The sequence below is a fragment of the Pseudomonas sp. SDO5522_S412 genome (genome assembly GCF_054071215.1).
This window is the reverse complement of sequence record NZ_JBSVWQ010000177.1, coordinates 1-11929: the sequence shown is the minus strand read 5'-3', so window position 1 is coordinate 11929 and position 11929 is coordinate 1. Positions and strand designations below refer to the sequence as shown.

General features: G+C 61.8%; 9 protein-coding genes. 3 read left to right on the top strand and 6 right to left on the bottom strand.

Annotation, left to right across the window (positions count from 1 at the left end; translation table 11 throughout):
* Window positions 1-94 precede the first annotated feature (94 nt).
* From xylB to ACW9I6_RS25125, 5 genes are read right to left on the bottom strand one after another with little or no spacing between them, the layout of a single operon-like run.
* Window positions 95-1570 carry a xylulokinase gene (xylB, locus tag ACW9I6_RS25145; RefSeq protein WP_457339966.1) on the bottom strand — a complete coding sequence of 492 codons (1476 nt, stop codon included), beginning with the start codon at window positions 1568-1570 and terminating at the stop codon, window positions 95-97.
* Between the two features lies 1 nt (window position 1571).
* Window positions 1572-2564, bottom strand: coding sequence for a LacI family DNA-binding transcriptional regulator (locus ACW9I6_RS25140; protein ID WP_457339965.1), 993 nt, complete (start codon window positions 2562-2564; stop codon window positions 1572-1574).
* A 21-nt stretch (window positions 2565-2585) separates the two neighbouring features.
* Window positions 2586-3527: an ABC transporter substrate-binding protein gene (locus ACW9I6_RS25135; RefSeq protein WP_457339964.1), complete on the bottom strand. Its 942-nt coding sequence runs from the start codon at window positions 3525-3527 to the stop codon at window positions 2586-2588.
* 33 nt (window positions 3528-3560) lie between these two features.
* A complete protein-coding gene (locus tag ACW9I6_RS25130; RefSeq protein ID WP_003209708.1) occupies window positions 3561-4529 on the bottom strand; it encodes an ABC transporter permease subunit in 969 nt (322 codons plus the stop codon).
* Window positions 4530-4554: 25 nt separating this feature from the next.
* Window positions 4555-6087 (bottom strand): sugar ABC transporter ATP-binding protein, encoded by a 1533-nt coding sequence (locus tag ACW9I6_RS25125; RefSeq protein WP_003209705.1) that lies wholly within the window; start codon window positions 6085-6087, stop codon window positions 4555-4557.
* 409 nt (window positions 6088-6496) lie between these two features.
* Between ACW9I6_RS25125 and ACW9I6_RS25120 the strand changes: the two genes are divergently transcribed.
* The 3 genes from ACW9I6_RS25120 to ACW9I6_RS25110 are packed head-to-tail and all read left to right on the top strand — an operon-like array spanning window position 6497 to window position 9498.
* The gene (locus tag ACW9I6_RS25120; protein WP_457339963.1) at window positions 6497-7852 is read left to right on the top strand and encodes a sensor histidine kinase; all 1356 of its coding nucleotides are present in this window, start codon (window positions 6497-6499) and stop codon (window positions 7850-7852) included.
* Entirely contained in the window at window positions 7837-8220 is a 384-nt protein-coding gene (locus ACW9I6_RS25115) for a response regulator (protein WP_008430409.1), read from the top strand. The genes ACW9I6_RS25120 and ACW9I6_RS25115 overlap by 16 nt, the downstream gene beginning before the upstream one ends.
* A gap of 9 nt (window positions 8221-8229) precedes the next feature.
* Entirely contained in the window at window positions 8230-9498 is a 1269-nt protein-coding gene (locus ACW9I6_RS25110; RefSeq protein ID WP_003209700.1) for an EAL domain-containing response regulator, read from the top strand.
* Here the strand turns inward: ACW9I6_RS25110 and ACW9I6_RS25105 are convergent.
* Window positions 9479-10114: a methyl-accepting chemotaxis protein gene (locus ACW9I6_RS25105; protein ID WP_371132487.1), complete on the bottom strand. Its 636-nt coding sequence runs from the start codon at window positions 10112-10114 to the stop codon at window positions 9479-9481. The genes ACW9I6_RS25110 and ACW9I6_RS25105 overlap by 20 nt on opposite strands.
* Window positions 10115-11929: the final 1815 nt, after the last annotated feature.

Sequence of the window (11929 nt, the reverse complement as noted above, 5' to 3'; positions counted from 1 at the left end):
TTGCTTACTTTTGCGCTTTTCAAAAGTGAGCCGCTGTAAGAGCGGAACCAATAGCAGCCGTTACCCAAATGACGGATATACACCCAAAACTTCCCTAATCGTGCAAAGCCTTAGCCGCCCCCAACAACCCCCGAAACTTCAAATATCGCGCCTGCAAAACAGCCTGTTGAGCGCCGTCCGGGAAAAACCGTTGCTTCACCGGCATCCCCGCCTGCAAGAGCGCCGCACCCTGGCCGCTCGACAGGAACCCCAACTTCGCTGCACCAATACACGCCCCCAACTCACTGCCATGCAACGTATAAATCTCCCGCCCAAGAATATTGGCCAACAACTGCGCCCAATACTCACTGCGCGCCCCACCACCCACCAACGCACAAGCCCCCACCGTGGCCCCGGCCGACTGCACTGCATTCAATGCATCCAGCAACCCGAACCCGACGCCCTCCATCACCGCATAACCCAGCATGGCCGGCGTGCAGTCATGCCCCAGGCTCATGAAACCACCCCGCAACAACGGGTCGTTATGGGGCGTGCGCTCCCCCGCCAAATACGGCAAAAACAACGGATTGGAAACCGGCACGCCCTGCCCGATCGGCCACTCGGCCTGCACCCGATCCAGCAACGCCTGCTCATCAACCGACCCCGTCAACCGCGTCACCCACCGCAAGCAACTGGCCCCGGCCAGCATGGCGCCCATGGTGTACCAGCGATTAGGCAACGCATGACAAAAACTATGCACCGCACTCGCCGGATTCCCCGCCGAGTGATCAGTAATCGCCACGATGGCCGCACTCGTACCGAGGGTGATAAACGCATCACCCGCATTCACCGCCCCTATGCCCACCGCCGCCACCGGGTTGTCCCCGCCACCGCCGGCAATCACCAGGCCCTCGGCCAAGCCCAGTCGCCCCGCCGCAGCCGCATTCAAACAAGCACTGGCCGCGCCACCTTCTACCAGCCGTGGCATCTGCGCCAACCGCAAACCCGTGGCCTGCAGCATCGGTTCAAACCATTCACGGTTGGCCACATCCAGCCACAGCGTCCCCGCACCATCGGACACATCACTCACGCGCTCACCACTCAAGCGCAGGCGCAGGTAATCCTTGGGCGACAGCACGCAATCAATGGCGCTGAATACCGCCGGTTCATGCTCCTGCAACCACAGCAGCTTGGGCGCCGTGAGACCGGCCATCGGCAAGCTGCCGGTGACGTCGGCAAACTCACTGCCCAAGGCTTCAGCCTGGGCCATGGCACGGGAGTCATCCCAGAGAATCGCCGGGTACAACACCCGGTCGTCTTGCCCCAGCAACACCGCCCCGTGCATCTGCCCGGACAACCCGATGCAGCCGACACGGCCGTAGGCATCCGGCTGATCAGTGCGCAGTTGGTCCAGAGCCTTCAGGCATGCTTGCCACCAATCCTCAGGCGCCTGCTCGGACCAGCCTGCGTGCGGGCGCGAGACCGTCAGCCGCGCGCCCGCATGGGCGAGGACGTTGCCTTGCTCGTCCATCAGGATCGCCTTGAGTTCCGAAGTGCCGAGATCAATGCCAAGGGAAACCGCGTTGTTCATATCAGGGGCAGCCGCATGAGTTACGAATCTTCAGGGTGGGCGCGAGCCGCACGCTGTGTGTTTTACGCTTGGGCGACGCCATGCGCTCAAGCAGCAGGTTGACCGCCCGGGCGCCGAGTTCCTGGACCGGCTGTGCGATCAGGGTCAGGCGTGGCACGAAGAAATCCGCCCAGTCAAAATCATCGAAGCCCACCAGGGCCATCTGCCCGGGCACGTCGATATTCGCATCACGCAAGGCGTGCATCGCACCCAGGGTCATCAGGTTGTTGCCCGCCATGATTGCCGTGGGCGGTGTTGCCAGGGCCAATAACTGCGCGGTCGCTTGCCGTGCCGGCTCGCTGCTGGAGCCGCCGTTGACCAGCAACTGCGGGTCAAACACCAACCCTGCCGCCTGCAACGCGGCTTGATAGCCGGCCACGCGCTCATCGGAAGTGCCGAGCCCCGCGCGCCCGGAAATAAAGCCGATGCGCCGGTGGCCATGGCCGATCAAGTGCGCCACCAGGGCCTGGGTCGACTGGGTGTTTTCCACCCCGACCTGATCGAAACGATCACACATCATCCGGTCCACCAGCACCGCCGGCACTTGATTGGCCTGCAGGTATTCCAGGGCCAGCGAACCGGTAGACGGCGCCAGCAGAATGCCGTCCACCCGCCGATGGTGCAGCGCCGTGACCACACGCAGTTCCTGTTCGGGATCGTCGTGGGTATCGACAAACAACATCATGTAGCCGTGCTTGGCGCACTCGGTTTCAATCGCGTGCACCGTTTCGCTGAAGTAGTGGTTGGACAGCGCCGAGATCGCCACGCCAATGGTATTGGTGGTGGATCGAGCCAGCGAGCGCGCCAGCGTGTTGGGGATGTAGCCCACCTGCCGGATCGCGTCCTGCACCGCTTGCACCGTGTCCGGGCTGACCTTGCGGGTGCCGTTCAAGACGTGGGAAACCGTCGACGTCGACACCCCTGCAATTCTTGCCACATCCTCCATGGTTGCCACGGTGCTCACTCCTGGTTTCTTTTAATGTTTGCTGGACCAACCGCTGTAGGAACCGACGTTATCGCGGGTGATCAATTTTGGCGCCAGCAGGGTAACTGGTTCGGCGGGTTGTTTGTCATTGAGAATGTCATTGCCGACATTAACGGCGGTCTGGGCCATGGCCCATGGGTCCTGGCTGGCGGAGGCCTGGATCAGGGTGTCGGTCTTCAGGGCATTCTCGATGTCCGGCGCGCCGTCCACGGAGGTGATGATGATGCCGCTGCGTTTCAGTTGCTTGGCCGCCAGGTCGCTGCCGATGGCTTGCGGGTCGTTGATTGCGAACAGGCCGTCGATTTTCTGGAAGCGCGTCAGGTAACCCTGCATCACGTTCAAGCCGCCTTCGCGGGAGCCTTTGCCGTCCTGGTCATCTGATAGCACCTTGATCTCCGGGGCGCTGGCCAGCGCGGCTTTGCAGCCTTTGACCCGATCGGTCACGGCGGTGACTTGCGGGCCGTTCTGAATGATCACATTGCCCTTGCCCGACAGTTTGTCGACGATGAACTGGCAGGCGAGCTTGCCAGCCTCGACGTTGTCGGTCTGCACCGTGGCATTCACGCCCTTGGCGTCGACGTCCACGGCCACCACCACGATCCCGGCATCACGGGCTTTCTTGATCGCCGAGGCCATCGCCGACGGGTCGACGGCGTTGAGCAGGATCAGGTCGACCTTGGACGAGATGAAGTTGTCGATCTGCGAGAACTGCTTGCTCAGGTCATAGTCGGCCGACACCGAGGTGACTTTCACCGCCGGGTTCAGCTCCTTGGCCCGCGCCGTGGCACCGTCGGCCAGGGTCACGAAATACGGGTTGCCCAGGGACCCCATGCTGATGCCGATGGCTTTCAGTTCACGGGCTTGCACCGCCTGGGACATCAACACGGCAACGCCCAGGGAGGCGACAACAGGAAACATGCGTTTGAAGTTCATGATGACTCTCTTGTGATTGTTGTTTGAGTGAAATCAGGTCCGCGCACCGGACTGGCGATAGCGATCCAGCGCTACCGCGCCAATGATCACGATGCCCTTGATGATGTACTGCCAGATATCCGAGACGCCCAGCAGCACCAGGCCGTTGGTCAATACCGCGATGATCAGCGCGCCAATCAGCGTGCCGCCGATGGTGCCGACGCCGCCGGTAAAACTGGTGCCGCCGAGGATCACTGCGGCAATCGCATCCAGCTCATAGGATTGCCCCAGCTGCAGGCCATTGGCGGCGAACAGGCGTGACGCGCTCATCACCGCGCCCAACCCGGCCAACGCACCGGACATGGCATAGACGAACAGCAGGACCTTCCACACCTTGATCCCCGACAGCCGCGCCGCTTCCGGGTTGCCGCCCACGGAGTAGATTTGCACCCCCATCACCGTGCGCCGCAGGATGAACCACGACAGCGCAATCACGGCTACCGCGATGATCACCAGCCAAGGCACGCCCAGTACTGAGTCGTTGCCAATAAAGGCAAACGGCAAATCAGGGTTGAACACGGTCTTGTCGTCGGCCAACAGACGAGCCAAACCGCGCATGGCGGTCAGCGCGCCGAGGGTGACGATAAACGGCGGCAGGCGCATGAAGGCGATCAGGCCGCCGTTGACCAGGCCCAGCAACAGGCCGAAGCCAACCCCGGCGGCAATCCCGAACATGCCGAACTGCGGTGACATCGACGCTTGCAACGCAACCACAGCCGAAGCCGCAAGAATCGCTCCCACCGACAAGTCGATGCCCGCCGTGAGGATCACAAAGGTCATCCCCGCCGCCAGCACCACGTTGACCGACGCCTGCTGGGTGATGATCGACAGGTTCTGCACCGTCATGAAGTTTTCGCTGGCCAGGGCAAAACCCACCAGCAGCAGCACCAGCACCGGCAACATGCCCACCGTGCGCATCAGTTCGCGAATACGCTCAGCCTTGCCGATCGTTGCCACAGTCATGGTGTTGCTCCCGCTTGTCGTTGAATTAGCCATGGGCGGCCACCTGTTCGCTGCCGGTGGCGAGGTCGATGATCGCCTCCTGGGAAATATCCAGCCCCGATGCCCCGCCCACTTCGGCCACCAGTTGCCCTTCGCGCATGATCAGCACGCGGTCGCAGGTGCCGATGATTTCCGGCAGTTCGCTGGAGATCACCACGATGCCTACGCCGGCCTTGGCCAACTGGTTGATGATGCGGTAGATCTCGGATTTGGAGCCGATGTCCACGCCACGGGTGGGCTCGTCGAGGATCAGCACATGCGGCTTGACCTCCAGCAGCCGTGCCAGCAGCACCTTCTGCTGGTTGCCACCGGACAACGCGCCGACGTTGACCTTGCCCGACGCCACGCGGATCGACAGGGACTTGATCGCATCGCGTGAGCGTTGTGCGGCGTGGCCACGGTCGAGCACGCCACCGGCATGGGCATCCGGCACACACGCACAGACGTTGATGTTGTCGGCCACGCTCATGTCGAGAAACAGGCCCTGGGCCTTGCGGTCCTCGGTGAGGTAGACGACACCGGCACGAATCGCATCCGCCGGGTTGCGCAGTTGGGTCACGGTTTTGCCGACCACCTCCAGGGTGCCGGAGGTGCGTGGGTCGGCGGCAAAGATCAGCCGTGCCAGTTCGGTACGCCCGGCGCCCACCAGGCCGGCGATGCCCAGCACTTCACCGGCGTGCAGGTCAAAGCTGCAGTTGCGCACGCGCTTGCCGTCGGCCATGTCGCGCACGCGCATCACCACCTGGCCGGGGTCGTAGGCCGCATGTTCCTTCTTGTAGAAACCTGACAGGTCGCGGCCCACCATCATCTTCACCAGCACTTCGGCCGACAGCACGTCCCGCGCCAGTTCGCCGACGTACTCGCCGTCCCGCAGTACCGAGACCCGGTCCGACAGCTCGTAGATTTCCGCCATGCGGTGGCTGATGTAGATGATCGCCAAGCCCTGGCTGCGCAGCTGTTTGATCAGCGCGAACAGGCGGTCGGTCTCCCGGGAGGACAACGGCGTGGTGGGTTCGTCCATCACCAGGATTTTTGCGTGGGCATGCAAGGCCCGGGCGATTTCCACCAGTTGGCGCTCGGCGATGGACAGGCTGGCGACGCGGGTGGTGGGCAGGAACTCCGCACCGAGCCTTGCCAGCACCTCGGCCACCCCGGCTTCCATGCCCTTGCGGTCGATGGTCCAGCCACGGCGCAGTTCACGGCCCAGGTAAATGTTCTCGGCCACCGTGAGGTTCGGACACAGGCTCAGTTCCTGGTAGATCACGGCAATGCCGAGGGCTTTGGCGGAGGCTGGGTTGTAACTGGCGACGGGCTGGCCATCGATGCGGATGGTGCCGCCGTCGTCGGCCTGGTAAGCGCCGGAGAGGATCTTCATCAAGGTCGATTTGCCGGCGCCGTTCTCACCCATCAAGGCGTGGATTTCACCGGGGTAGACCTTCAGGCTGACGTTCTTGAGCACCCGCAGACCGTTGAAGGTCTTGCTGATGCCCTGCATTTCAAGCAAGGGTTCAAGGCTCACGACTGAGCTCCTGGTTTTATTATTGTTGTGTTCGGGCGTTTGCCGATGGCAGTCATCGGCATACCTGATTGCTGCCGACTCTAATCAGATACATTTGCTTACGCAAGCGCTTGCGTCAGCCGTTTATCGTTTGATTAAACGTTTCACCTGATGAATAAATGTTCATCCAGCGACCTGGAGTGACTAATTGCAGATAAAACCGCCGTTTTTCCACCTTCACCTATCCGATTGAGTGCTTTTCTAAAAATAACACCGCGTTTGGCCACTACGATCCCTGTCGGTTGCGGTTTATCTGCTATCGTCCAAAGACCTCATCTCCTCCTCATCGCGCCTGCGCGATCTTCTGTGAGCATGCTCTGCGGCGCCGCCTTTGGCAGCGTCGGGCCTGAAGTTCACGGAACACTGCACGATGGACAACTCTTCAGTCGACAGCCCGGCGGAGCCGCAATCCCGGGCTGAAAAAATCGTCGAATTCAAACGCCAGAAAACCCTGCTCAAGGCCGGCGCCTTGCAAGATGCGATCTTCAACAGCGCCTACTTCTCCAGCATCGCCACCGACGAAAAAGGCGTAATCCAGATTTTCAACGTCGGTGCCGAACGCATGCTTGGCTACGCCGCCGCCGATGTGCTGAACCGCGTCACACCGGCCGACATTTCCGACCCCGCCGAGCTGATCACCCGCGCCGCTGCCCTCAGCCTGGAACTGGACACACCGATCACGCCGGGCTTTGAGGCCCTGGTGTTCAAGGCCTCCCGGGGCATCGAAGACATTTACGAACTGACCTATATCCGCAAGGACAACAGTCGCCTGTCGGCCATGGTGTCGGTGACCGCCCTGCGCAACCGCAACGACGCGATCATCGGCTACCTGCTGATCGGCACCGACAACACCGCACGCAAGCAGGAAGAGGCACAACGCAAAGGCTTTGAGCGTGCCCTCGAAGAGAAGAACCTGGAGCTGGAACACGCCAGCCACATGAAGTCCGAATTCCTCGCCACCATGTCCCACGAACTGCGCACGCCGCTGAATGCGGTGATCGGTTTTTCCGAAGCCCTCAAGGATGGCCTGGTGGGCGACATGACCGATATCCAGCGCGAGTACATCGGCGATATCTTCACCAGCGGCCAGCACTTGCTGTCGCTGATCAACGACATCCTCGACCTGTCCAAGGTCGAGGCCGGCATGATGGACCTGGAACTGGAAGCCGTGGAGTTGGCCGGCCTGTTGGCCAACAGCCTGCTGATCGTGCGGGAAAAGGCCGCATTGCAGCGCATCCAGTTGAAACTCGAAAGCCCGGACGACTTCGGCGCACTGGAACTGGACCTGCGCAAGACCAAGCAGATCATCTATAACCTGCTGGCCAATGCGGTGAAGTTCAGCGAGCACGGCGGCTCGGTGACGCTCTCGGTGCGCGAGGTGAATCGTGGGCAAGTGGGGCAGATTCCCGGCGACTGGCCCACCCACGGCTTTGCCCTGCAGCCCAGCGAACATCAACAGTTCCTGGAATTGAGCGTCAGCGACACCGGCATCGGGATCGCCCGGGACGACATGAGCAAGCTGTTCAAGGCCTTCAGCCAGATCGACAGCAGCCTGGCGCGCAAATTCGAAGGCACGGGCCTGGGTTTGGCGATGGTCAAGCAACTCACCGACCTGCACGGCGGCAGTGTCGCCGTGGCCAGCCGCGAAGGCGAAGGCGCGCGGTTTGTGGTGTGGCTGCCGCTGCACCGTGCCGCAGATGCGGAGGCCCCATGGCCGAAATCCTGATCGTCGAAGACAACGAGGCCAATATGCGCCTCGCCCGCCTGCTGCTGGTGAACGCCGGCCACAGCGTGTTGTGGGCCGCCGATGCCGAGACCGGGCTGACCCTGGCCCGGGAAAAACAACCGGCATTGATCCTGATGGACATCCAGTTGCCGGGCATGGACGGCCTGGCAGCCACGTCACTGCTCAAGCAGGACCCTCATACCGCGCACATCCCGGTGATCGCCCTGACGGCCATGGCCATGAAGGAAGACCGTGACAAGACCCTGCGGGCCGGCTGCGATGCCTACATCATCAAGCCCCTGCGCTACAAAGAGCTGTACCAGGTGATCGACACGCTGCTGCAAAAGAACATTACTCCCTCGACTTGAGTCCTCTCCATGGCCAGCCAACCCGCAACGCTGTTGATCGTTGATGATGAAATCCAGGTGCGCAAGCTGCTCGAAACCCTGCTGCGCCACGAGGGTTACCAGACCGTGAGTGCCGCCAGTGGTGAAGAAGCCTTGCAGTTGGTGGCGCAGCGGCCGCCGGACTTGATCCTGCTGGACATCATGATGCCGGGCATGGACGGCTATGAAGTGGCCAACCAGCTCAAGGGCAACCAGGCCACGGCGAACATTCCGATCATCATGCTTTCGGCATTGAGTGAGTCCAGCGCGCGGCTCAGTGGCCTGGAAACCGGTGCTGAAGAATTCATCAGCAAGCCGGTGGAGCGGGTCGAGTTGTGGCTACGGGTACGCAACCTGCTGCGGCTCAAGGCCCACGGCGATCGGTTGAAAAACCATAGCCAGTTGTTGGAGCAGCAACTTCAACACCACCAAAATGAGTCCTCGCGGTTGAATGTGCATGACCTGGCGCGCCTGGACCTGGAAAAAGCCCTGCGCCTGGCGGTCGAGCGCGAAGAATTCGTGCTGCATTACCAACCCAAGGTCGAACTGGCCAACGGTCAGGTGTGCGCCCTCGAGGCCCTGCTGCGCTGGGACCGGCCCGGTTACGGTGCGGTGTCTCCAGCGGTCTTCATACCGATCCTGGAAAGCCAGGGCTTGATCGTCACGCTCGGGCGTTGGGTGATCGACAACGTGTGCCGCCAGATCGCAGCGTGGCAATCCGGCACGGTGGGCGCGGTGGAGGTATCGGTCAACGTTTCGGGGCATCAATTGATCGAGGGTGACCTGATTGCCGATATCGCCCAGTCCCTCGCCCAGGCCGGCGTGGAAGCGCATTGGCTGGAAGTTGAATTGACCGAAGGCTCGCTGATGGAGAACACCCAGCACACCATCGCCAGCTTGCAGCGCCTGCGGGCGATGGGGGTGAAGATCTCCATCGACGACTTCGGCACCGGCTATTCCAGCCTGGCCTACCTGCGGCGGTTCCCGATTGATACGCTGAAAATCGATATCGCGTTTATCCGCGAAGTCACCAGCAACCCGCAGGACGCGGCTATCACCCGCACCATCATCGAACTGGCCCACAGCCTGAAGCTGCGAGTGGTGGCCGAAGGCGTGGAAACCCAGGCGCAGCTGGAGTTTCTGCGGGAAGCCGGCTGCGATCAGATCCAGGGGTATCTGTTCAGCCGGCCTTTGCCGATGAAGGAGCTGGAGCGCCTGCTGCTGGATAAGCGCAGCCTGGTCAGGCCGCAGCCTCACTGACTTCGAACAACCCCACCAGCTTCTGCAACTTGTTGGCATTGACCCGCACGGTTTCCGCGCTGGTCTGCAACACCCCTACGGTCAGGCGCATTTGCTCCGAAGAGTGGCTGACCTGCTTGATGGTCTTGCCATAGTCGAGGCTGCGGGCGTTGAGCTGCTGGATGATGCTGAACATGCTCTCCACCGCCTGGTGCAGGTGCACGTTCTCCGAGGAGGCGTCCTCGGCCAGGCGCAGGCTGCTGTCGACGTTGGTCACGCCGTTTTCCATGAAGCCTACGGCCTTGCGGGTTTCGCCTTGCAGGCCCTCGACCATCTGGCGAATGTCTTCCGCTGCCTTGGAAGTGCGTGACGCCAGGGTGCGGACTTCGTCGGCCACCACCGCAAAACCGCGGCCATGCTCGCCTGCCCGCGCCGCTTCGATGGCCGCATTCAGGGCCAGCAGGTTGGTCTGGTTGGTGATGTCGCTGATCAACCCGGTGATGTTGCTGATCTGTGCCATGCGGCTGTCCAGCAGTTGCACGCTTTCCGAGGAGCGCTGCACCACATCGCGAATCGACTGGGTGCCGACCTGTACCGCGAGGAATTGCTCGCGGGCCCGGCTGACCACCTCGTCCATGGCCTGCTTCATTTGCTCGGCGCTCACCGAGGCTTGCTGGATTTCTCCCAGTTGCTCTTCAACGATGATCATCATGCGGTGGGTCGCATCGGCCACTTCATGGGACATCAACCCGGCCGCCTCGCTGCGGCCGAGCATCAATTGGTTGGTGTTGCCAACGCTGTGGCTGGCCTTGACCACCTGGCCGACCACCGAATCCAGGCGGTCGATGAAGCTGTTGATCCAGCGGCTCATGTCGCCGGTTTCGTCGTTGACCATGCGCCCGCTGTCCAGGCGTTGGCGCAGGTTGCCCTCGCCTTCGGCAATGGTGCGGATGACCTCGGTCATTTCATTCAGGCGTGCGGCCAGGCGCCTGGGGCCCAGGCGGCTGAACAGCAAGGCCGCGACGACCATGCTCAGCACCTCGCACGCATCGGTCCAGGCGGCGGGCAAACCACTGTAGTGACGGACCAGGAAGTTGCAGGCAAACAGGCCGGCCATGGTCGCCAGATAGGGCTTCATCAAGCCGTGGCTCAGGGAGCGCCGGCGGTAGACCTCTTCCAGGTCGGCCTCGCACATCATGCCCCAGCGATCCGGCGAGCCCGGCAGTTCGAAGGTCACGCCCTTGCCCACCACCGGGATGTGACGGTAGTCGGAATAGCCGGGATAGGTGACAAACAGGTTCGAGCCCTTGCGGATGGTTTCCCGCACGCCGGGGTGCAGTTGTTGGGTGGCGGGGTCGATAAACCGCAATTCCAGCTCGGTGTGGCGCTGGATCTGTACGGTTTTCCAGGGTGTGTGCACGCCGCTCTTGAGATTTTCACCGTGGGTGAAGGTGCCGTCCTCGAAGCGTGAGCGGGACAGCGCAATGCCCGGCTGCAGCGCCGGGTCGAAGCGCGATTGCACCATGAACAGGTAGTTATCGCCGGACTCGGGGAAGATATGCCCGGCCTCGCGCTGGATCAAATCCCCGAGTATGTCGTTGGGCACCCGACCGCAGAGGCAGCCGACCACCCTGCCCTCGCGGGTCAATGGTTGGTAGAACATCAGGGTCACTTCGTCATGGAAGCGCGAAGACGAAGGGCCGATCTGCAAGGTCAGCGGGTCGCTGTAGGGACCGTGGAGGAATGGCGCCTTGAGCCCGGCGGCCAGGGCTTGTTGATTGAGCGCGCGGTGACTGGCCTGGCTCCAGGTACTCGCCAGTAGTTCGCCCTTTGGGTCGACGATAAACAGCTCGGAAAAATCCCCGGCCTGGTGCAGTTTTTCCAGCAGCAGGCTGTTGTCGGTGAGTACGGAATCGCGGGCCAGTGTCGCGGCCAGTTCGTTGAGGTGTTCCCACTGTTCGCGGGTCCAGGTTTGCAGGAGTTTGACCCGGGTTTCGGCAATGGCCTCGAAGGTTTGCTCCATCACCGGGTACACCGCGCGGTTGAGGCGGCAGGACCAGCCCATGGCGAACTTGCCGGTCTTGCCCCACCAGGGCAGCCAGCTTTTCTCGGCGGAAGATAACTGCATCGTGCTGCTCGACAGGCTGCTCATGGCGGACTCCGGGAGTGATGTCTAATTGCCATATTTCAAGGCAATTAATGCGCCAATTAGCTAGCTTGCTATTGATTAGGCTGCCTGGCCTGTCATGCGGGTCAACGGGAGCGAGCTTCCTCGCTACAAAAAGCTGCATGCAATCAAGAGCATGCACCAGCAGGTGGCAGTGAGATCGCTTGTCGGGTGGGATGTCCCAGGGGGCCGTGGTTTTCGAGATCGAATATCGGCGGAATTTTGGGGGCATATCCGTTATTTGGGTAACGGCGGCTTATGGTTTCGCTCTTACAGCGAGTCACT

What these genes read in the sequence shown, in the direction of transcription:
- xylB (WP_457339966.1), bottom strand. Translation starts at nt 1,570, where the DNA reads ATGAACAACGCGGTTTCCCTTGGCATTGATCTCGGCACTTCGGAACTC.
- ACW9I6_RS25115 (WP_008430409.1), top strand. Translation starts at nt 7,837, where the DNA reads ATGGCCGAAATCCTGATCGTCGAAGACAACGAGGCCAATATGCGCCTC.
- ACW9I6_RS25120 (WP_457339963.1), top strand. Translation starts at nt 6,497, where the DNA reads ATGGACAACTCTTCAGTCGACAGCCCGGCGGAGCCGCAATCCCGGGCT.
- ACW9I6_RS25110 (WP_003209700.1), top strand. Translation starts at nt 8,230, where the DNA reads ATGGCCAGCCAACCCGCAACGCTGTTGATCGTTGATGATGAAATCCAG.
- ACW9I6_RS25105 (WP_371132487.1), bottom strand. Translation starts at nt 10,114, where the DNA reads ATGGACGAGGTGGTCAGCCGGGCCCGCGAGCAATTCCTCGCGGTACAG.
- ACW9I6_RS25130 (WP_003209708.1), bottom strand. Translation starts at nt 4,529, where the DNA reads ATGACTGTGGCAACGATCGGCAAGGCTGAGCGTATTCGCGAACTGATG.
- ACW9I6_RS25135 (WP_457339964.1), bottom strand. Translation starts at nt 3,527, where the DNA reads ATGAACTTCAAACGCATGTTTCCTGTTGTCGCCTCCCTGGGCGTTGCC.